At 64.0% G+C, this 21,094-nt stretch carries 20 protein-coding genes; 9 read left to right on the top strand and 11 right to left on the bottom strand.

The window, feature by feature from the left end; translation table 11 throughout:
* Positions 1–4: 4 nt before the first annotated feature.
* Positions 5–1,375, bottom strand: coding sequence for a cytochrome P450 (locus tag BMX92_RS13285; RefSeq protein ID WP_093017204.1), 1,371 nt, complete (start codon positions 1,373–1,375; stop codon positions 5–7).
* A complete protein-coding gene (locus BMX92_RS13280; protein ID WP_093017202.1) occupies positions 1,372–2,505 on the bottom strand; it encodes a hypothetical protein in 1,134 nt (377 codons plus the stop codon). The genes BMX92_RS13285 and BMX92_RS13280 overlap by 4 nt, the downstream gene beginning before the upstream one ends.
* Before the next feature lie 21 nt (positions 2,506–2,526).
* On the opposite strand from BMX92_RS13280, the gene BMX92_RS13275 reads away from it, so the two are divergent.
* Positions 2,527–2,820, top strand: coding sequence for a hypothetical protein (locus tag BMX92_RS13275; protein ID WP_093017200.1), 294 nt, complete (start codon positions 2,527–2,529; stop codon positions 2,818–2,820).
* A gap of 5 nt (positions 2,821–2,825) precedes the next feature.
* Complete coding sequence (gene kdsA / locus BMX92_RS13270; RefSeq protein WP_093017198.1) at positions 2,826–3,653, top strand: 3-deoxy-8-phosphooctulonate synthase; 828 nt, start codon at positions 2,826–2,828, stop codon at positions 3,651–3,653.
* 29 nt (positions 3,654–3,682) lie between these two features.
* Here the strand turns inward: kdsA and BMX92_RS13265 are convergent, their stop codons facing one another.
* The 5 genes from BMX92_RS13265 to BMX92_RS13240 all read right to left on the bottom strand — a co-directional run bounded on the left by BMX92_RS13265 (position 3,683) and on the right by BMX92_RS13240 (position 9,897).
* Entirely contained in the window at positions 3,683–4,021 is a 339-nt protein-coding gene (locus tag BMX92_RS13265) for a hypothetical protein (protein WP_093017196.1), read from the bottom strand.
* A 91-nt stretch (positions 4,022–4,112) separates the two neighbouring features.
* Positions 4,113–5,378: a glutamate-5-semialdehyde dehydrogenase gene (locus tag BMX92_RS13260; RefSeq protein ID WP_093017194.1), complete on the bottom strand. Its 1,266-nt coding sequence runs from the start codon at positions 5,376–5,378 to the stop codon at positions 4,113–4,115.
* A 237-nt stretch (positions 5,379–5,615) separates the two neighbouring features.
* Positions 5,616–6,716: a helix-turn-helix transcriptional regulator gene (locus tag BMX92_RS13250; RefSeq protein WP_093017190.1), complete on the bottom strand. Its 1,101-nt coding sequence runs from the start codon at positions 6,714–6,716 to the stop codon at positions 5,616–5,618.
* A 109-nt stretch (positions 6,717–6,825) separates the two neighbouring features.
* The gene (locus tag BMX92_RS13245; protein WP_093017188.1) at positions 6,826–7,470 is read right to left on the bottom strand and encodes a class I SAM-dependent methyltransferase; all 645 of its coding nucleotides are present in this window, start codon (positions 7,468–7,470) and stop codon (positions 6,826–6,828) included.
* Positions 7,471–7,602: 132 nt separating this feature from the next.
* Positions 7,603–9,897: a CDC48 family AAA ATPase gene (locus BMX92_RS13240; protein ID WP_093017186.1), complete on the bottom strand. Its 2,295-nt coding sequence runs from the start codon at positions 9,895–9,897 to the stop codon at positions 7,603–7,605.
* Between the two features lie 334 nt (positions 9,898–10,231).
* Here BMX92_RS13240 and BMX92_RS13235 point away from each other — a divergent pair, with 334 nt between their 5' ends.
* Positions 10,232–11,113, top strand: coding sequence for a LysR substrate-binding domain-containing protein (locus BMX92_RS13235; RefSeq protein ID WP_093017184.1), 882 nt, complete (start codon positions 10,232–10,234; stop codon positions 11,111–11,113).
* A 72-nt stretch (positions 11,114–11,185) separates the two neighbouring features.
* Entirely contained in the window at positions 11,186–12,343 is a 1,158-nt protein-coding gene (locus tag BMX92_RS13230) for a GGDEF domain-containing protein (protein ID WP_093017182.1), read from the top strand.
* Positions 12,344–12,626: 283 nt separating this feature from the next.
* Here the strand turns inward: BMX92_RS13230 and BMX92_RS13225 are convergent, their stop codons facing one another.
* A complete protein-coding gene (locus tag BMX92_RS13225) occupies positions 12,627–13,298 on the bottom strand; it encodes a glutathione S-transferase family protein (RefSeq protein WP_093017180.1) in 672 nt (223 codons plus the stop codon).
* A 57-nt stretch (positions 13,299–13,355) separates the two neighbouring features.
* Here BMX92_RS13225 and BMX92_RS28030 point away from each other — a divergent pair, with 57 nt between their 5' ends.
* The 3 genes from BMX92_RS28030 to BMX92_RS13215 all read left to right on the top strand — a co-directional run bounded on the left by BMX92_RS28030 (position 13,356) and on the right by BMX92_RS13215 (position 16,034).
* Complete coding sequence (locus BMX92_RS28030; protein ID WP_256213420.1) at positions 13,356–13,490, top strand: hypothetical protein; 135 nt, start codon at positions 13,356–13,358, stop codon at positions 13,488–13,490.
* Positions 13,483–15,426, top strand: coding sequence for an acetate--CoA ligase (gene acs, locus BMX92_RS13220; RefSeq protein WP_093017178.1), 1,944 nt, complete (start codon positions 13,483–13,485; stop codon positions 15,424–15,426). Before BMX92_RS28030 ends, acs begins: the two co-directional genes overlap by 8 nt.
* A gap of 95 nt (positions 15,427–15,521) precedes the next feature.
* The gene (locus BMX92_RS13215; RefSeq protein WP_093017176.1) at positions 15,522–16,034 is read left to right on the top strand and encodes a cytochrome b; all 513 of its coding nucleotides are present in this window, start codon (positions 15,522–15,524) and stop codon (positions 16,032–16,034) included.
* 350 nt (positions 16,035–16,384) lie between these two features.
* On the opposite strand, the gene BMX92_RS13210 is transcribed toward BMX92_RS13215, so the two are convergent.
* Positions 16,385–17,593 carry a UbiH/UbiF/VisC/COQ6 family ubiquinone biosynthesis hydroxylase gene (locus BMX92_RS13210; RefSeq protein ID WP_093017174.1) on the bottom strand — a complete coding sequence of 403 codons (1,209 nt, stop codon included), beginning with the start codon at positions 17,591–17,593 and terminating at the stop codon, positions 16,385–16,387.
* A 137-nt stretch (positions 17,594–17,730) separates the two neighbouring features.
* Complete coding sequence (locus tag BMX92_RS13205; RefSeq protein WP_093017172.1) at positions 17,731–18,822, bottom strand: branched-chain amino acid aminotransferase; 1,092 nt, start codon at positions 18,820–18,822, stop codon at positions 17,731–17,733.
* A gap of 158 nt (positions 18,823–18,980) precedes the next feature.
* On the opposite strand from BMX92_RS13205, the gene BMX92_RS13200 reads away from it, so the two are divergent.
* Both BMX92_RS13200 and BMX92_RS13195 read left to right on the top strand, forming a co-directional pair.
* Positions 18,981–20,000 carry a threonine aldolase family protein gene (locus BMX92_RS13200; RefSeq protein WP_093017311.1) on the top strand — a complete coding sequence of 340 codons (1,020 nt, stop codon included), beginning with the start codon at positions 18,981–18,983 and terminating at the stop codon, positions 19,998–20,000.
* Positions 19,993–20,889, top strand: coding sequence for a DMT family transporter (locus BMX92_RS13195; RefSeq protein WP_093017170.1), 897 nt, complete (start codon positions 19,993–19,995; stop codon positions 20,887–20,889). The genes BMX92_RS13200 and BMX92_RS13195 overlap by 8 nt, the downstream gene beginning before the upstream one ends.
* Here the strand turns inward: BMX92_RS13195 and BMX92_RS27355 are convergent.
* A complete protein-coding gene (locus BMX92_RS27355; RefSeq protein ID WP_177185039.1) occupies positions 20,886–21,053 on the bottom strand; it encodes a hypothetical protein in 168 nt (55 codons plus the stop codon). The genes BMX92_RS13195 and BMX92_RS27355 overlap by 4 nt on opposite strands.
* Positions 21,054–21,094: the final 41 nt, after the last annotated feature.

Below are 21,094 nucleotides of genomic sequence, written 5' to 3'. Positions count from 1 at the left end.
CCTTTCACCCCACCCGCTCGAACAGCAGCGGCATCCCGGTCCGGGGACGGATGGTGAGGCGGCTGATCGGTTCGGGCTTGAAGCCTGTCGGCACGGTCAGGCGATAGCGGCGGATGACCGAGGCGATCACGGTCATCACTTCCTGCTGGGCGAAGCCCGCGCCGACGCAGACGCGGGGTCCCCGGCCGAAGGGGAACCATGCCTGTTTCGCCATGTCGGCATTGGCCGGATCGTCGAACCGGTCGGGATCGAAGGCATGGGGGCAGGCCCAGTTGTCCTTGTTGCGCTGGGTCAACCAGGGCGCGACCACCAGCATCGCCCCCTGTTCCAGTTGCTTGTCGCGCATCGGCATGGGGCAGGTGACTTCGCGCGGCAGAAAGGAGACGGGCGGATAGAGGCGCAGCGTTTCCTTGAAGATGTTGCGGACCTGCCCCATGTCCTTGAGCATCGCGCCGGTGAACGGAGCGTCGCCCGCCACATCCGCCACTTCGGCGCGGACCCGGTCCTGAATATGGGCGCATTCGGCCAGCATATAGAGCGCCCAGGTCATGGTGCTGGCCGAGGTTTCATGTCCCGCGAGGAAGATGGTCGACACCTGTTCCATCACCTGATCGCAGGTGAAATGGACGCCGGTTTCGGGATGCTTCACCTCGATCAGGGACTGGAGGATATCGCGTTCCAGGGTTTCTCCGCGGGTGTGAAAAGCCTCGTACCGGGCTTCCACGATCGGGCGGAACACGTCGTGGATGGCGCGGGCGGGTTTGCGCGATCGCTTTTCGAACCAACCCGCCGGCAGGCCGTAGAGCCGCAGCATCGATGCGCTGTGGGCCAGCCGCTGAAATTTTCCGAAGGCGGTGTGGATGATGTTGGAGCGGGCCTCGTCCAGCGTCTGGCTGAACAGCGTGCGGAAGATGATGTCGGCCGCGACATGGGTCATCATCGGATCGATATCGACCGGTTTGGCGCGATCCGCCGCGTCGATCCGGGCGAGCAGGGCGTCGGCCGCCGCCACCATCAGCGGCATAGAGCGGCCGAGCGCGGTGTGCGCGAAAGCCGGGTTCACCATCGCGCGCTGGCTTTCCCAATCCTCGCCATTGGCTGAAAAGACCGAATTGCCGATCAGCGGATCGAGATTACGGACCAGTTCGCTATGTTTGGGATAGGCGGTGCCCCCGCGCAATATCTGGTCCACCAATGGCAATTCGTTGGCGATATACATGGTGCGGCCGGGCGTGCGGATTTCGCCCATCTTCATCGTATAGCTCTTGTCGAAGAGCACATGAATCCAGCTATGCCAGCCGCGCAGGAAGCGCTTTATGAGGCCGCGCTTGCTGCTGGGCGGCTGCGGATAGGGCGGCGTGAAGAGATCGGTCACGGGATCGTCCTGAAGGCGGCGACGGCTTCGTCCACGGTGCGGCGTCCGGCGGTCAGGCTGATGAAGTCGATCGGGGACAGGCGGTCGCCCACCCGCAGATAATCGAAATGCGCCTCATATTTGTTCGACCAGCCCCCATGATAATTTTCTGGCTCATAAAAGAGATGGAAGCGCGGCGATAGCATGTCGACGCGGGCGGCACATTGATCCGCGACAAGGCGAAATGGATTGACGTTATAATAGGCCGCGCCATCAGGCGGGGAGCTGATGTCGACATAGCGGAAGCGCGTGTCGGCCAAGGCGCGCAGATCGTCATGATACCAGTCGGCGTCGCGGCGCAGGCCGATGACCGGCACCACCTGCCCCAGACCCAGCATCACGAAATGATCGGGCAGCGTGCCGCTGCGCAGCGCGATCAGGCGGCGCATCAGCCGCATGCCGAGGATCGTGCCCGCGCTGTGGGTGACGAGTTGCACCTCATCCCAGTCGCCGTCCAGTTCCTGCGCGATGCGGGCGACGAACTGGTCGAGCCGTTCATCCAGCGCATCGCCCGGCCCGTCGGCCGCCAGCGCGCCATGATAGGTCATGAAGCGCAGCAGCCATGGCACCACCAGCTTGGCGAGGATGCGGCCGGACAGGAAGGCGCTGCAAGCCATGCCGATGATCGCGCCCGCCCAGAAGGGAAGCAGCAACGACAGCAGCAAGGCGGGCACCAGCGCCAGCAGCAGCGGGATCAGCACCGCCAGCACCGGCGGATAGAGGATGGTGATGACCGGCCCCTTGCGCAGGCGGCGCATGCGGGCGAAGTCCATCAGCCGCGCATGGCCCGCATAGGCGCGGGCGGCGCGCAGGGCGAGGCTCATGGGATTGCGAATCCAGACCTTGCCGATCAGATCCTCCCAGCGGAGATATTCATAGTCGGTTTCGACTGCGGCGGCCAAGTTATCCACAGCCCAGCGCGCGGACACGACCGAGCCTGCTGCGCCCGCCTGTCGCCCGCCCACGGCAATGGGATCGCCGGTCAGCGCGGCATGGCGCGCCGCCTGATCGCGGTAAAGCTGATGATAGAAACGAACGCCGCGTGGATCGAAACCGCCAAGGTAGAAGACTTTACGCTTGAATTTCTGCACTGCCCCGGTCCTAATCGGGACATGACCACGCCCGAACGCGATTACTGCTATTTCATCGACCACCGTAAGTACAACCGCAATGTTGGCTGCCGGAAGCATGACAATATGTACGGCATCAATGGCGGCGGCAGCGAGCGGGACCGGTGGCGTGCCGACATGCATTTTTATCGGCATATGAAATCCAATGGCGATCCGATGGCGTTGCCCGCCCTGCTCGCCTGCCTGACCTTCGGCTGGTTCTGCTGGAACTATCATCCGGGCAAGGGGCTGTGGCGCGGACAATTGTTGCGCCGCTTCGCCAAAGCGCCCAAGTGAGCGGCATGAGCGATCCCAAGCATGTGAAGGTCGGTGCCGTCACCTTCGGCAACGACCTGCCCTTCGTCCTGATTTCCGGCCCCTGCCAGATCGAAAGCCGCGACCATGCGCTGTTCATGGCAGAGGCGCTGGCGAAGGCGGCGGAGGATGCGGGTGCGCCCTTCATCTTCAAGAGCAGTTTCGACAAGGCGAATCGCACATCGGTATCGGGTCGGCGCGGCGTCGGCATCGACGCTGGGTTGCGCATATTGGCCGACGTGAAGGCGGCGCTGGGCTGCCCGGTGCTGACCGACATTCATGGGCCAGAACAGGTGGAAGCGGCGGCGCAGGCTGTGGATATCCTGCAAATCCCCGCCTTTCTCTGTCGCCAGACCGACCTGCTGGTCGCAGCGGGCAAGACGGGCGCGGTGATCAACGTCAAGAAGGGGCAGTTTCTGGCCCCCTGGGATATGGCGGCGGTGGCGCAGAAGGTCGCATCGACCGGGAATGAGCGCATCCTGCTGACCGAGCGCGGGGCGAGTTTCGGTTACAACACGCTGGTCAGCGACATGCGCGCGCTGCCTACGATGGCGCAGACCGGCTATCCGGTGGTGTTCGACGCCACCCATTCAGTGCAGCAGCCCGGCGGGCTTGGCACGGCGTCCGGCGGCCAGCGCGAATTCGCGCCGGTTCTGGCGCGCAGCGCGGTGGCGGCGGGCGTGGCGGCGATCTTTGCCGAAGCGCATGACGATCCCGACAATGCGCCGTCCGACGGGCCGGTGATGCTGCCGCTGGGATGGGTCGGGCCGATGCTTAAAACGCTGCGCGCAATCGATCAGGTGGTGAAAAGGTAGAGTCTGCCTCCCCTATTTGTAGCAGTCAGTCAGCTATTGAGCGAAAACTGAATTCTGATGTGGCGCGACAATACATCGGCCACCTTAACACCACCACTTACCGGGTTTTTCAGGTCAAAGGTAATCGCATCTGCCATCAGGGTCGCTACCGGGGTTCGAAGCGCTTCAGGCGTGCCCGTCTCTCCGATAGAGTACATAGCAAAGAGCTCATTGACCGCTTCATGCTGGGCATCGATCACATATTGCGACGGCTTAGATCGCTCAGTAGACCAAACCCGTCGGAACAATTTCGTTTTCTTATCGGATAAAAGCTGAGGAAGATAAAATAGACCCACCGCAACCACGACGATTAGTATAATCACTTCCATAATACGCCCTTTCCCTACACACCTCCTTATTGCAGCGACGTCCTAAAATTGTGTTTTATCAAGCGGACGGCAGTTGCGTTACCATGGACTTTTACGGCCGCGCCTGACCAGTGCCGCGCACGATCCATTTATAGGTGGTCAGCCCTTCCAGAGCCACCGGACCGCGTGCATGGAGGCGGCCGGTGGAAATGCCGATTTCCGCACCCAGACCGAATTCGGCGCCATCGGCGAACTGGGTGGAGGCGTTCCACATCACGATCGCGCTGTCGACGGCATTGAGGAAATGTTCGGCCACCGCCGCATCGTCGGTAATGATCGCATCGGTATGATGGCTGGCATGGGCGGCAATATGGGCGATCGCCTCCGCAACGCCGTCGACCAGCCGGATCGACACGATCGCGTCCAGATATTCGGTATCCCAGTCCGCTTCCGACGCCGCGATCACGCGGGCGTCCATCGCCTGTATCGCTTCGTCGCCGCGCACTTCGCATTGCGCGTCGAGCAGCGCCTGCACCAGCGCGGGCGCCTGCCCATAGGCGCGGTCGATCAGCACCGTTTCGGTCGATCCGCAAATGCCGGTACGGCGCATCTTGGCATTGACCACCAGATTGCGCGCCATGGCGGGATCGGCCGCGCCGTCGACATAGCTGTGGTTGATGCCGTCCAGATGGGCGAGCACGGGCACGCGCGCTTCCTCCTGCACGCGCGCGACCAGGCTCTTGCCGCCGCGCGGCACGATCAGGTCGACAAATTCCGAGGCCCTTAGCAGCGCGCCGACCGCCGCACGATCGGTGGTGGGGACCAGTTGCACGGCTTCGGCCGGCAGCCCGGCGGCGACGATCCCTTCCACCATCGCAGCGTGGATGGCGCGGTTGCTTTCCTTCGCCTCGCTGCCGCCGCGCAGGATGACGGCATTGCCGGCGCGCAGGCAGAGGGCAGCGGCATCCGCCGTCACATTGGGGCGGCTTTCATAGATGATGCCGATCACGCCCAGCGGCACGCGCACGCGGGAAAGCTCCAGTCCGTTGGGGCGCACCACCTTGTCGATCACGCTGCCGAGCGGATTGGGCAGGCCGGCGACCTGCTCCACGCCGGCGGCGGCGCCCTCGATCCGGCCTTCGTCCAGCCGCAGCCGGTCCAGCATCGCGGGCGACAGGCCGTTGGCGGCGGCATTTTCCATGTCGCGGGCATTGGCGGCGAGAATCGCCGGCGCCTGATCCCGCAACGCCTGGGCCGCGCGGCGCAGGGCATCCGCCTTCTGCGCGTCGCTCGCCTGCGCGATGACGGCGGCGGCCGTGCGCGCGCGCGCGCCGAGCATCGCGATCAGCATTTCGGGGGTCTGGGTCAGGTCGTTCATGCAAAGCTCTCGCCGGAAGATCGGCCGCGCCTGTAGCATGAAAGCGCCATCCGGCAAAAGCCTGTCAGGTCGATGATCACGGATATCGAGGAGGTGGTGCCGACGGCCGAACCATGGGTCGCATATGGTCCGGCCATCGGCGGGCAGAAGAACCCTGCCTCGCCATCCTTCCTATCCGCTTCGCCGGTCGCCCACATACCCCATAAGGGGTAGAGCCTCAGAAATGCGGCGAAAATCTCAGTGGCTGATCAGGCCGACGATGCGGACAAGCTGGGATTCCCGCTGGCATCCGGTCTTGTCATAGATGCTGCGCAACTGAACCTTCAGCGTGGCGGCGGAGACGCCCCGCGCGGCGGCGATGTCCGGTCGCGACTGGCCGGCAGCCAGACGAATGGCGATGTCCGCTTCGGCGGGCGTGAGGCGGAAGGTGCGCGTCAGCAACTGCACATGGCGGTCGCTGGGCGCGCCGACCCGCGCGATCGCAATGGCGCGCGGCGCAAAGGGCAAGGCCCAGGGCCGCACCGGCAGCGGATAAAATTCCAGCATGATCGCGACCCCGCCATCGGCATCGGCCAGCGCCACCGGATCGGCGGCGCGGCCGGGCGGTTCGATGACGGTGCGCACGGCGCGCAGGATGGCGCGTGTCTCGTCCGCCCGGTCGCTGGCGAGCCATCCATCGCTGACCCGGATACGGCTGGTCGACAACAGATTTTCCGCACGGGGCGTCATGCCGCCGACCCGCCCGGTTGCGTCGAGCAGCCAGCAGGCCCGGTCCATCGCCTCGAACGTGCCGGCCAGCAGGGCGAAACCCTGCTGCTCGATCGCCTGTTGCAGGCGGACGGCGGTGCGGGCGTGGCCGGCAATGTCTGCGAACAGGGCGCGTTGCCCCTCGGTCGTCCGGCCATCCTTGCTGCCGCGCAGCAGGGCGAGGCCGATCATCTGATGGTCGCTCGCCACCAGCTTGGACTGACAGCCGTCGAAAATGTCGAAATCCGAACAGAGGTCGAGATAATCGTCGGCACGCAGCGACCGGCGGGCGATATCATAATGGGCTTCGTGGACGATGGCGGGCCGATCGGGCAGGCGATCCGCCGCGACACGGAAATTGAGATCCGGCGCGCTCTGTTCGATCGACGCGCTTTTGGCGAGAATGCTGTCGTCGATCTCGCTGATCCAGTTGAAGGCGGACGCGCCCGCGCCAAAGCCGATCAACTGGCCATGACGCGATCCTGTCGCCTGCGCCATCGCATGGATGGCCTGTCCCCATTTTTCCGGCTCCAGTGCGGCCGACAGGAAGATGTCGGCCCAGTCATCCTTGCTGCTGGCGGATGTCGCCATCTCTAAATGCCCCCATGCCCCGGATCGGCGTTATCCGAAGGACAGGTGAAGTCAAACAAGATGTCGTGGCGGCACTTTATCCTTTTTTATTCTTGATCGAATTCAAGAATTAGGCGGCCTGTGCCATCAGATCCTGCTTCACCGCGCGAATCATGCGGCAGGGCGGGATATTGCGCCATTCCAGCGAGTCGCTGACATCATCGAACAGCGGCGTCAGCATGTCGCAGACATAACGCGAATATTGATAGATCAGGAAGGCGCCGCCCGGACGCAGCGCGGCGCGGGTTTCGGCGCAGATCGCCGTGCCCACGCCGTCCGGCAGGGTAGAGAAAGGGATTCCGGACAGGACATAGTCGGCCTGATAATGGCCCGCTTCCTTGATGAAACGGCGCACGTCTGCGGCCGAGCCATGGACGACGCGCAGGCGGGGATCGTCAATCTCCGCCTCCAGATAGGCGACGAAGTCCAGATTGAGGTCGATCGTCAGCAAGGTCGCATCGGCGGGCAACCGATCGAGGATCGAGCGGGTGAAGGTCCCCACGCCCGGTCCATATTCTACGAACAGGCGGGTGTTGCGCCAGTCGACCTGATCCAGCATCCGGTCCACCAGCGTAGCGGACGAGGGGATGACCGATCCGATCATGCCGGGATGCTTCATGAACTGGCGAAAGAACATGCCCCACTGGCGGAAGAATGATCCGGTCGACCCGGTACCAGCCTTATTCTTGTTCTTCTTCAACGGAATGGAGGCCATCAACGCTCGCCTGTCTCTATCATGGTCACGGCCTTGCAAATCCGAAGCCGACTGGCAAGCGGCTTTGCAATAAGGCCGTCACAAAACGCAAGGGCGGCGGACTTGTTCAATCCGCCGCCCCGGCGCCTGCCGTCAATCGGCGCGATCGCGCGGCCGCAACATGCCGGGCGAGACAAAGCCGATCGGATCGACCTGCATCGCCCGCTGCTTCAGTTGCGACTGGATTTGCTCATATTCGCGCTCCATTTCCGGCGTGACCGAGGCGCGCGTATCCTCCAGCGCGGCGTCGAAATGCGCCTGCGTGACCGAGGCGACACTGAGCGACTGGCGCAGCGCCACCAGACCGGCCCGCCGCACCAGATCTTCCAGATCGGCGCCGGTGAAGCGTTCGGTCTGCGCCGCCAGCGCGTCCAGATCGACATCGTTCGCCAGCGGCATCTTGCCGGTATGGATGCCCAATATGCGCCGCCGCCCGGCCTGATCGGGCACCGGCACATAGATCAGCTCATCGAACCGGCCCGGCCGCAGCAGCGCCGGATCGATCAGCGTCGGCCGGTTGGTCGCGCCGATGACGACCACCGACTGCAACTCCTCCAGCCCGTCCATTTCGGCGAGGATGGTGTTGACCACCCGTTCCGTCACCGCCGGTTCACCAAGGCCACCGCCGCGCGCGGGGACCAGACTGTCCAGTTCATCGATGAAGATGACGGTGGGCGCCACCTGCCGCGCACGGGCGAACAGGCGGGCGATCTGCTGTTCGCTTTCGCCATACCATTTCGACAGGAGGTCGCTCGACTTGGTGGCGATGAAATTGGCCTGCGCCTCCCGTGCGACCGCCTTGGCCAGCAGGGTCTTGCCGGTGCCGGGCGGGCCGTAGAGCAGGAAGCCCTTGGCCGGGCGGATGCCGATGCGGCGGAAGGCGTCGGGGTCCTTGAGCGGTAGCTCCACCCCTTCCTTCAGGCGCATCTGCGCATCGTCCAGCCCGCCGATATCGGACCAGCCGATATTGGGCGCCTGCACCATCACTTCGCGCATGGCGGAAGGCTGGACCCGCTTGATCGCGGCCATGAAATCCTCGCGCGTGACGGAGAGTTCCTCCAGCACGTCGGCGGGGATCGTGCCTTCCTCCAGATTGAGCCGGGGCATGAAGCGACGCACCGTCTCGATCGCCGCCTCGCGGCTGAGCGCCGCGAGGTCCGCACCGACGAAGCCGTAGGTCATGCGCGCCAGTTCGGCGAGGTCGACCTTGTCCCCCAGCGGCATGCCGCGCGTGTGAATGCCCAGGATTTCGCGGCGGCCACGCTCGTCGGGAACACCGACAACGATTTCCCGGTCGAACCGGCCGGGACGGCGCAGCGCCTCGTCGATCGCCTCGGGCCGATTGGTGGCGGCGATGACGACGAGGTTGGTGCGCGGTTCGAGCCCGTCCATCAGCGTCAGCAACTGGGCGACGAGGCGCTTTTCCGTCTCGCCGGTCACATTGCCACGCTTGGGCGCGATCGAATCGATCTCGTCTATGAACAGGATCGAGGGCGCGGCCTTGGCCGCCGCCTCGAATATCTCGCGCAGCTGCTTTTCCGATTCGCCATAGGCCGACCCCATGATCTCCGGCCCGTTGATCAGGAAAAATTCCGCTTCCGATTCATTGGCGACGGCGCGGGCGAGCCGGGTCTTGCCAGTGCCCGGCGGGCCGTGCAGCAAGACGCCCTTGGGCGGATCGACGCCCAGCCGTTCAAACAGTTCGGGATAGCGCAGCGGTAGTTCGACCATTTCGCGCAACTGGTCGATCGTTTCGGCCATGCCGCCGACATCGTCATAGGTGACGTCGGCCCGGCGCGATTCGCGCGGCTCCTCATATTCGGCGCGCAGTTCGACTTCGGTCTCCGCGTCGATATGGACGACGCCCTTGGGCACGGTCGACACCACGACCAGGCGGATTTCCTGAAGGGCATAGGCCGGTGCGGCCAGCATCTGGCGCAGTTGCGGCGGCATGTCGCCGGGCGGCACCTGTTGCTGCCCGGCGGTCGCGACGACATCGCCCGCCGCCAGCGGCCGCTGAAAGAAAACACGCTTGAGCGCTTCGGGATTGCCCTGCAACCGCAGGTTATTTTGTGCAGGCGCGAACACCACGCGCTGGGCCGGACGGGGTTCTATTTTTGCGATCTGGACGAAATCGCCCGATCCGACACCGGCATTGGCGCGTTGCAGACCGTCCAGCCGGAGCACGTCCAGCCCTTCATCTTCCTTATAGGGGCGCACCACCCGGGCGGAGGTCGGCCGCTTGCCGACAATCTCTATCACATCGCCTTCGGCCAGATGCAGTTCGGCCATGACGGCCAGCGGCAGCCGCGCCAATCCGCGTCCTGCATCCTCCGGCCGCGCATTGGCGACCTGAATCCGGCGTCCTGTCTGTTCCTGATCGGCCACGCATCATCCCCGCTTATGGTTCGCCAAGGAGATAGGAAACGCAGTCACGATCGGAAAGACCCCGTGGTCACAACCGCGCCGGACAAAAAAAGGGCCAGCCCGAAAGCCAGCCCTGAAAGTTTTTAGGAGAGGATGCCTGAAAGGCCTGTTCTATGTGCAGTGCGGCATGATTTTTTGCAAGTGCGAAATAATCCGATGAGTTGCAAAAAATGCATCTTGCCATTTCTCCCATTTTCCTGCTCTCTGTGCATAGGATGCTTGGAACCAGGATGCGCGCCGTTCGATAAATAGAATTGACGCGGCGCAGCGGATCGGCTTCGGAATTTTACAGATTATGCGCAGATTGCCGCCCCTAACGGCCCTTGAGGCCTTTGTTCAGGTCGCCCGCCTTGGCTCCGTCAAGGCGGCCGCCGAAGAGCTTGCCCTGTCCACGCCGGCGCTGAGCCGCCGGGTACAGGCGCTGGAACGCTTTATCGGTCGCCCATTGTTCGACCGGAAGCATCAGGCACTGGAGATCAATGTCGACGGGCAGCGCCTGCTGGACGATATCGCCCCCGCACTCGATTCGCTGAGCCAGGCGCTGGAAAATATCCAGAGCGGCGGCAACCAGCTGCGCCTGCGGCTGGCGGTGATGCCCCTGTTCGCGACTCAGCGCCTGTTCCCGCATCTGGGCCGGTTGCGCCAGCAGCATCCCCAATTGCATATCGACATCGAAACGACGCCGCACGCCGTAGCGCGCCTCGGCGAAGGGCTGGACGCGGCGATCGTGCTGATGGCAAAGGATATCGATCCGGCGCTTTATGCGCATGAGCTGGATCATGAGGAAGTCTATCTGATCGGCCGGCGCCAACTGGGCGAAGGGCCGCAGGCGCTCAAATCGCCCGAGGAGCTGGCGCAGCAGACCGTGCTGCTGCATCGCGACATGGCCTTGTCTTTCGACGCCTGGAAGGAAGCGGCCGGCCTGCCCGACCTGCAACCGCTGGCGATCGACAATTATGATTCGGGCCAGTTGATGCTGGAGGCGGCGGCGCAGGGGCTGGGCGTGGCGGTGATGCATGCCAGCCATTATGAACAGTCGGGCGATCCGCGGCTGATGCGGCTGTTCCCGATCCATGTCGACAGCCCCTATCGCTACTTCTTCGTCTGTCGCCCGCGGGCGTTGCAGACGCGGGCCGTGCGCATCTTCCGCGACTGGCTGATTGCCGCAGATATCTGAAGGATCGGGTGCCGCCATGATTCTTTGTGGCCGCCCCCTTAACCTTGTTTGGCCGCAGCCGTTATTGCCATCATGACTGGGGCAACATCTTCATCCGCTAGCCCGCAACATGGGCTAACCGACCGTCTGGCGCGCTGGGCCAGGGGGCTTTCCGGCAAGGTCGAGGAGTCGGAGGAGGAGGAAGAGCAGCGGCCGCGAACCGGCACCGCCTCCAATCGGGAAATCAACCGCCGTCGCCAGCTTTATGGGGATATCGGCGATTTCCTGTTCGCTCATGACCTGGACCTGACGCCGATCAATTTCAGCGTCGCGCTCGATTATCTGACCGGCGCCAATATCGGCGTGGAAAAGGCGATCCGCGCGGTCATGATGGAACGAGGCAAGATCACCAATAGCTGGATCGAATCGGTCGCCGCCGAACAGCGCGCCGATGAAATCACGCCCGAATCGCTGGCGTCGATGCTGGACAAGGTCGAGGAAAATCTGGGCCAGTTCACCGGACTGATGCATGAATCGCGCAATTCGGCGAAGGATTATGGCGCCGCGCTTCAGGAGCAGGCCAAGGATCTGGCCGCCGGTGGCGATAGCGAACCGGTGCTGTCACGACTGGTCGGCCTGACCCGATCGATGGTGGAAAAGACGCGGCAGGTGGAAAGCCAGCTGCGCGAAAATCAGAAGCAGACGCAAGCGCTGAAATCGAGCCTGGAGACGGCCCGCCGCGCGGCCGAGCATGACCATCTGACCGGCCTGCCCAACCGCCGCGCCTTTGAAGGCGTGCTGCGTGAGGAACTGACGCTGGCGCAGGAACAGCATGAAACCCTGTCGGTCGCCTTCTGCGATATCGACCATTTCAAGAATATCAACGATACCCACGGTCATGACACCGGCGATCGGGTGCTGAAGTTCGTCGCGGGCCTGCTGGCCAAGATTTCCAACGATCGCTGCCATGTCGCACGCCATGGCGGCGAGGAATTCGTGATGCTGTTCCGCGGCAAGACCGCAGCCGAAACCTGCGAAGCGGTGGACGGTGTGCGCGAGGATCTGGCCAATCGCAGCCTGGTCAACCGCACCAATGGCGAGCGCATGGACCGGGTCAGCTTTTCCGCCGGCGTCGCCAATGTGCTGGCTTATGAAGACCCGCGCGCCGCGCTCAAGGCGGCGGACCGCGCGCTGTATCTGGCCAAGGAACATGGCCGCAATCGCGTCTATCTGGCGGCGGAGACCGACTGACGGCCTTCGCATGCACGTTTATCGCAGCGCGCTTCTAGGCCCAATCGACATTCAGCCCTGACGGGCTGCAAATGGCGGCTTTCCGCGCTTCCGGTGCTCACGTACTTTTAGTACGCTGCGCTCCGGGTCGCGAAAATCCACCATTTTCGCTCCGTCATCATCTGAATGTCGATCGGCCCTAATATGATCCGTTCGTCCCGAACCTGTCGAAGGACGCGCGCAACGTCCTTCGACAGGCTCAGGACGAACGGAGATTGGTGATCCCAATTTAACGCTCGATACTCTAGAAATCGGGCTTTTCATAATGGGGCGGCGGGGTGATGATTTCCATCCGTTCCGACAGGAGCGGGCGGAAGGATGGCCGCGACTTGAAGCCGGCATACCAGCGCTTGACCGGTTCATGCCCGGCCCAGTCGATCCCGCCCAGATAATCCGCCACCGACAGATGCGCCGCCGCCGCGATATCGGCCAGGCTGAGCGTCCCGCCCGCCATCCAGCTGCGATGGTCGAGCAGATAATCCATATAGTCCATATGGACATTGGCGCGCTTCATCGCTTCGCGCAGCACGCGCGCGTCCGGCGGCGCCCGTTCGATCAGCCGCTTCTTCATCCGTTCGTGCAGCAACGGGCCGACCACATCGCCATAAAAGCTCTGGTCGAAAAAGGCGGTCAGCCGTCGCACTTCCGCCCGGCCTGCCGCCGTGCCGGAGACGAGCGGGACTTTCTCCACCGTCTCCTCAAAATATTCGCAGATCGCCTGACTGTCGATCAGGGTGACGCCGCGTTCCTCGTCCGCCATCACCGGGGTCAGCCCGGCGGGATTGAGATCGAGAAATTCGTCGCGCATCGCCCAGGGCGATTCGCGCACCAGATCATAGCCGATCCCCTTCTCCCCAAGGAGAAGCCGGACCTTGCGCGAAAAGGGGCAGAGCGGGAATTGGTAAAGCAACCACATAGGCGATCCCTGTTAGGCGCGCCCGCGCATTGGGGGAAGCGGCAAAATGCCCCGACGATGATCATGCTGCATGGCAATATTGGCCAAAAGGATGGCGGCAAAGGGCATGGTCCTGCCTTTCGATCCTGCTATCAAGGCGATAGAAGTGACCGCAATAATGGTTTCGCGATGGAAAGGATGCTTGATGTCTGACGATTTCTTCCCGGTGCCCGAAAGCTGGGCCAAGGGAGCATTGATGGACCGGGCCGCGCGCGAGGCCGATTATGCGCGCTCCATCGACGATGCCGATGCCTATTGGCTGGAGAAGGCGCAGCGGCTGGACTGGATCAGCGCGCCGACGAAAGCCAATGAAAGCAGCTTCCACGAAGCCGATTTCGGCGTGAAATGGTTTGCCGACGGCATATTGAACGTCAGCGCCAATTGCGTCGACCGGCATCTGGCGGAGCGGGCCGACCAGACGGCAATCCTGTGGGAACCCGATTCGCCCGATGCGGAGCCGCGCCGCTACAGCTATGCGCAACTGCATGAAGAAGTGTGCCGCTTTGCCAATGTGCTGAAGGAAGCGGGCGCCAAGAAGGGCGACCGCATCACCCTCTATCTGCCGATGATCCCGGAAGCGGCCTTTGCCCTGCTCGCCTGCGCGCGGATCGGCGCGATCCACAGCGTCGTCTTCGGCGGCTTTTCGCCCGAAGCGCTGGCGGGCCGCATCATCGATTGCGATTCCAACATCGTCATCACCGCCGACGAAGGCCGCCGCGCGGGCAAGAGCGTGCCGCTGAAGGCCAATGTCGACGCCGCGCTGAAGGAATGCCCCAGCGTCAGGAAGGTCATCGTGGTCAAGGCCACGGGCGGCGCGATCCGGATGCAGGATGGCCGCGACCTGTGGCTGCATGAGAAAGCCGCGACCATGTCCGCCGACTGCCCGCCCGAGCCGATGCAGGCGGAAGATCCGCTGTTCATCCTCTATACGTCCGGTTCCACCGGCAAGCCCAAGGGCGTGCTGCATACGACGGGCGGCTATCTGCTCTGGGCCAGCCTGACGCATGAGATGTGCTTCGATTATCGGCCCGGCGACATCTATTGGTGCGCGGCCGATATCGGCTGGGTCACGGGGCACAGCTATATCGTCTATGGGCCGCTGGCCAATGGCGCGACCACGCTGATGTATGAAGGCGTGCCCAATTATCCGACGCCGGCGCGCATCTGGCAGGTGGTCGACCGGCATCAGGTGCAGACCATCTTCACCGCCCCCACGGCGCTGCGCGCGCTGATGAAGGAGGGCGACGACTTTGTGCATTCCACCAGCCGCAAGTCGCTGCGGGTGCTGGGTACGGTGGGCGAACCGATCAACCCGGAAGCCTGGCGCTGGTATCACCATGTCGTGGGCGAAGATCGTTGTCCGATCATCGACACCTGGTGGCAGACCGAGACGGGCGGCGCAATGATCGCGCCGACGCCGGGCGCCACCGACCTGAAGCCGGGTTCGGCGACCTTCCCCATGCCCGGCGTGGTGCCGCAGATACTGGATGGCGAGGGCAAGGTTCTGGAGGGCGCGACCGAGGGCAATCTGGTCATCGCGCAAAGCTGGCCGGGACAGATGCGCACCGTGTGGGGCGATCATGAGCGTTTCTTCCAGACCTATTTCAGCACTTTCCCCGGCAAATATACCACCGGCGACGGCGCACGGCGCGATGCGGACGGCTATTACTGGATCACCGGCCGGGTCGATGACGTCATCAACGTGTCGGGCCATCGCATGGGCACGGCCGAGGTCGAAAGCGCGCTGGTGCTGCATGAAAGCGTCGCCGAGGCAGCGGTGGTCGGCTTCCCCCATGATATCAAGGGACAGGGCATCTATGCCTATGTCACGCTGAACAGCGGCGAGGAAGCGAACGACGCGCTGCGCAAGACTTTGGTGCAATGGGTGCGGACCGAAATCGGGCCGATCGCCACGCCGGACGCGATCCAGTTCGCGCCGGGCCTGCCCAAGACACGGTCGGGCAAGATCATGCGCCGCATCCTGCGCAAGATTGCCGAGGGCGAGGTGTCGGCGCAGGCGCTGGGCGACACCAGCACTTTGGCCGACCCGTCAGTGGTGGACAATCTGGTCGCCAATCGTCAGGGTTGACGGGCCGTCCCAGCGGGCGGTCCATAACTGAGTGAGGCCATGGGCATCGGGTAGGATGGTCATGGCTTTGGCCGACATCCCAAAAGGAGCAGCCCATGGCCCGTTATACCTCCGTTGCCCGTGCCCTGCACTGGATCATCGCCGTCCTGATAGTGGGCAATCTCTTCTTCGGCTTCGCGCATGAGGCGCTGCCCAAGGACTGGGCCGTCATGCCCGTGCACAAGTCGATCGGCCTGACCGTGCTGGTGCTGACCCTGTTGCGGATCATCTGGCGGCTGACCCATCGCGCGCCGGCGTTGCCCGCCGCGATGCCGCTGTGGGAAAAGGGCGCCGCCCATGCGACGCATTTCATTTTCTATGCGCTGATGCTGATCCTGCCGCTGTCGGGATGGATCATGTCGTCGGCCGGGCCGCGTCCGCTCAACTGGTTCTTCCTGTTCGACGTGCCAAAATTTGGCGTGGCGAAGGGGGACGCGATCGTCGGCCTCTCCCGTGGCGCGCATGAATTGCTGCCCTGGCTGTGGGTCGCGCTGATCCTGCTGCATGTGGGCGCTGCGCTGCGCCATCATTTCATGCTGAAGGACGATGTGCTGCGGCGGATGCTGTGACGCCGACTTGAATTTTTAGCAATTTTATCTTATACGGATAAATGCAAATGTCATGGGTCATCCCTTGATACCAGAACCCCCGTCATTGCCGTGGCGGGGGTTCACTCGTCCAAGGGGCGAGTTGCCGCCCGCCCCTTGTCCGTCGCACACCTTATTCGGAGCGCGAAACCTCCACGATCTTGAGGACCAAGGTCGCAAAGGCAATCATCACCCCAAGGGCGATGCACGCATCTGCAAATGTCATGCGTACTCCTTCATTGATACACGGCTTCATTGCCGCGAGGAGGAGATAAGCATGTGGTGGCGTGGGAACCAAGCCAGGCGCATTGGTAACAGCGGGTATTACCGCACTACACCATCTCGCCCGTGAGCAGCCTTGGCAATGCGCCGGACTGACCGCGGGCTTCGGCCATGAAGCGGTTCTTGAGCATGCCGCTGCGCTGCACCGCTGCCAGTCCCGCGCGACGGACCAGCGATGGGATCTTGCCCGGTATGTCGAACAGACGGACGAGGCCATCCATCGCCACGCTGGTCATCATCGTGTCGAGGCCGCGCCAGCGCTGATAGCGGGCGAGCAGTTGCGCATCGCCCGGATCGAGGCCGAGGCGCATGCCTTCCACCAGCACTTCCACCAGCGCGGCGACGTCGCGGAAACCCAGATTGACCCCCTGCCCCGCGATCGGATGGATGGCGTGGGCGCTGTCCCCCACCAGCGCGAGGCGCGTGTCGGTGATGCGCGCGGCATGGTGGAAGCCCAGCGGATAGGAGGAACGCGGGCCGGCCAGACTGATCTCGCCGAGGAAACCGCCGATCCGCTTCTGCGCTTCGGCCAGCCAGGCGCGTTCGGACAGCTTCATCATCGCGGGCGCCTGCTCGGTCGGCACGGTCCATACGACGGCGGAGCGAGTGCCCGGCAGCATCGGCAGCAGCGCGAAGGGACCGCCGACATAGAAGATTTCATAGGCGGTGTTGGCGTGCGGCACTTCATGGTCGATCGCCGTCACCATGGCGGTATGCTTATATTGCCAGCGCGTCGTGTTGATGCCCGCCGCTTCGCGCGTGGGGCTGTTGCGCCCTTCCGCCGCGACCAGCAGCGCGGCTTCGATCGTCGCGCCGCTCGCCAGCGTCAGCGACACGCCATCGGCATTGCGGTCCACATGCACCGCGCGGTCGGGCTGGAACAGGGTGAGATTCTTTGCTTCTGCCGCCGTCTGCGCCAGCGCGATGCGCAGGTCGCGATTGGGGACCATCGTCCCCATCACGCCGTCATCCTCATCCGGCACGAAATCGAGCGCGCCCGGCTCCAGCCCGTCGCTGACCCAGATGCGGTCGATGGGGCAGCCCTTGCCCGCCAGATGCTTGCCGACGCCAATCGCGTTCATCATGGCGAAGCTGGTCGAGCTGATGGCCGACACGCGGCCATCGAAACCGGCGGCGGTGGTGGCGACCGGATCGGCCGGATCGATCACGGCGCAGCGCACGCCATGGCCGGAAAGAGCGATAGCCAGGGTAAGGCCAACCAGCCCGCCACCCAAAATCACGACATCGAAGCGTTCCATGAAGGCGTGTCTAGGCGCTTGGGAAGGGATTGGGAAGTAAGAGCTTCTACCACCTCCGTTCGGGCAGGGCCTGTCGAAGCCCGCGCGCGCCCTTCGACAAGCTCAGGGCGAACGGAGGTGGTGTTTGACCGCTTCGATTACAGCGTGCGGACCCAGCCGGCGGGATCGGCGACCACGCCGCGCTGGATGCCGGTCAGTTCGGCGCGGAGCGTTTCCGTCACCAGACCGCCGTCGCCATTGCCGATGGTGAAGTCGCCATCCGTGCTCTTGACCGTGCCGATTGCCGTGACGACTGCGGCGGTGCCGCAGGCGAAGGCTTCGCGCAGCTTGCCGCTGGCGGCGTCGGCGCGCCACTGGGCGAAGCTGTAGGGCTCCTCGCGCACATCATGGCCCTTGGCGCGGGCCAGCGAGATGATCGAATTGCGGGTGATGCCGGGCAGGATCGTGCCGGTCAGCGGCGGCGTGACGATCGATCCGTCATCCATGACGAAGAAGACGTTCATGCCGCCCAGTTCCTCGACCCACTTATTTTCGGCGGCGTCGAGAAAGACGACCTGATCGCAGCCATGCTTGATCGCTTCCTTCTGCGCGACCAGCGAAGCGGCATAGTTGCCGCCGCACTTGGCCGCACCGGTGCCGCCGCGCGCGGCGCGGGTGAAATGTTCCGACACCCACAGGGTCACGGCCTTCTTCCCGCCCTTGAAATAGGCGCCGGCGGGCGAGGCAATGACGCAGAAGATATATTCGTTCGACGGGCGGACGCCCAGAAACGCTTCGCTGGCGAACAGGAAGGGGCGCAGATAGAGGCTGCCTTCACCGGTCGGAATCCAGTCGGCATCGATCTTCACCAGTTGCTCGACCGCTTCCAGGAACAGATCCTGCGGGATCGCCGGCATCGCCATGCGCTCGGCCGATTCGGCGAAGCGGCGGGCATTTTCTTCCGGGCGGAACATGGCGACGCTGCCATCTTCCAGCCGATAGGCCTTCATGCCTTCGAAGATTTCCTGCGCATAATGCAGCACGGCGCAGGCCGGATCGAGCATGAAGGGCGCGCGCGGCTCCACCTTGTGGCTGTGCCAGCCCTGCCCTTCGGTATAGCATATGGTCACCATATGGTCGGTGAAGAGCCGGCCGAAACCGGGATCTTCGAGCAATACAGCGCGCTGGTCTGCCGTCACAGCCTGGCTGTTGCGGGTGACGGTGAAGCGCGACGTCTGCTCGGCGGCCATGGTGAGTCTCCTTGGTAATGGCTCGGAAGGGGCCGCCTATGTCACAGAGCGCGGCCCGAAACAATTGGTCATATATGCTGACCCATTTTTCCGCAAAAGGGCCAGACGGGCAGCGCTGGCCTCTTCCCGCGCTGCGGCGGCCCCGCTATCGCTGCGCGATGCATTTCTTCTCCGACAATGTCACGCCGATCTGCCCTGACGTCATGGCCGCGATCGCCGCCGCCGATCATGCCGACCATGGCTATGATGGCGACGCATGGAGCGCGCGGTTGGACGGGGCCTTTTCCGACCTGTTCGAAACGCCGGTGCGGGCCTTGTGGGTGTCCACCGGCACGGCGGCGAACTGCATCGCGCTGGCGACGCTGTGCCCGCCCTATGGCGGCATATTGTGCCATGAGGAAGCGCATATCATCGCCGACGAATGCGGCGCGCCGGGCTTCTTCACCCATGGTGCGACGCTGATGCCGCTGCCGGGCGAGGGCGCCAAGCTGACGCCCGAAATCGTGACCGAGCGGCTGAAGATTATACGCCCCGATGTGCATCAGGCGCCGGCCCGCGCGATCAGCATCACCAACGCCACCGAATATGGGCTGGTCTATGCGCCGGCCGAGGTGGCGGCGCTGGGCGAGGTGGCGAAGGCGCATGGTCTGGGCTTCCATATGGACGGCGCGCGCTTCGCCAATGCGGTGGCGCATCTGGGCTGCGCGCCCGCCGATGTCACTTGGCGCGCGGGCGTGGACGCGCTGTCCTTCGGCTGCGTCAAGAATGGCGGGATGGTCGGCGAGGCGCTGCTCTTCTTCGGCGAGGCGGCCGATGCCCGCGCCGCCGAAGCCCAGCGCTGGCGCAAGCGGTCGGGCCATCTCTTTTCCAAGGGCCGCTATCTGGCCGCTCAGATATTGGCGATGATCGAGGGCGATCTGTGGTTGCGCAATGCCCGCGCCGCCAATGGCGCGGCGCAGGCGCTGGCGGACGGCGCGGCCGGGCGACTGATGCATCCGGTGCAGGCCAATGAACTGTTCGTGCGGCTGAGCGCGGAGGAAGCGGCAGCGCTGCGCGCGCAGGGCTTCGACTTTTACGATTGGGGCGAAGGCGCTGCCCGGCTCGTCACCAACTGGGCGCAGGATGCAGCAAGTGTCGCGCCGCTGGCGCAGGCGCTGAAAGCCCTGACCGGTGGCTGAAGGCCGGGGCGGCGGTGTCGCCATCCCCTTCATATTGGTCACGCTGATCTGGAGTTCGACCTGGATCGTGATCCGCGACCAGATCGGGTCGGTGCCCGCCAGCTGGTCCGTCTGTTATCGCTTCCTGCTGGCCGGCGTGGCCATGGCAGCCTTTGCGCGGTGGCGCGGCATATCGCTCAACATCGGGCGCAGCGGGTTGCTCTATGCGGCGCTGCTGGGCGTCGCGCAGTTCGTGCTGAATTTCAACTTCGTCTATCGGGCGGAACATTATCTGACTTCAGGGCTGGTCGCGGTCGTCTATGCGATGCTGCTGATCCCCAATTCGATCCTGGCCTTCCTGATCTTTCGTCAGCCCGTCAGTCGCGCCTTCATCGGTGGATCGGTGGTGGCGGTGGCGGGCATATTGCTGATGCTGCTGCATGAATATCATGGTGCAACCGTGCGGCCGGACATGGTGCTGCTGGGCGCGGCCTTCTCCTTCGCAGGGCTGATGAGCGCGTCCACCGCCAATGTGATGCAGGGGATGGAGATTGCCCGGCGGCTGCCGATGGTGGCGGTGCTGGCCTGGGCGATGCTGATCGGCGCGGGCGTGGATGCGCTCTATGCCTGGGCGACGGTCGGGCCGCCGACATTCGATCCGCGCATCGGCTATATATTGGGGGTCGGCTGGCTTGGGCTGGCCGGATCGGTCGTGACCTTCCCGCTCTATTTCACCCTGATCCAGCGCATGGGCGCGGGGCGGGCCGCCTATACCAGCGTGCTGATCCCGGTGATCGCGATGCTGATCTCTACGCTGGTGGAGGGTTATCGCTGGTCGGCGCTGTCCATTGTCGGCGCTCTGCTGGCGGTTGCCGGCATGGCGATCGCCCTGCGATCGAAGGCGCGTTAACGCATCGCGCCGGGCTGATAGCGCAGCTTGGCGGCGTTGACCTTGTCGAGCAGGCTGGCGATCGATTGGGGCGCAGCCGCCGCGCGGCCGGGCATGGCGACATCGTTCATCCGATGGCTGAGCGCGGCAAAGCTGCGGTCGATCTGACTGTCGATATGGGTCATGCGGCATCCCTTTATGAAGCGATGCCCCGCTTGTCGACCGT

The organism is Sphingobium sp. YR768, assembly GCF_900111125.1.
Lineage (GTDB): Bacteria > Pseudomonadota > Alphaproteobacteria > Sphingomonadales > Sphingomonadaceae > Sphingobium.
This window is presented reverse-complemented; position numbering and strand designations above follow the sequence as displayed.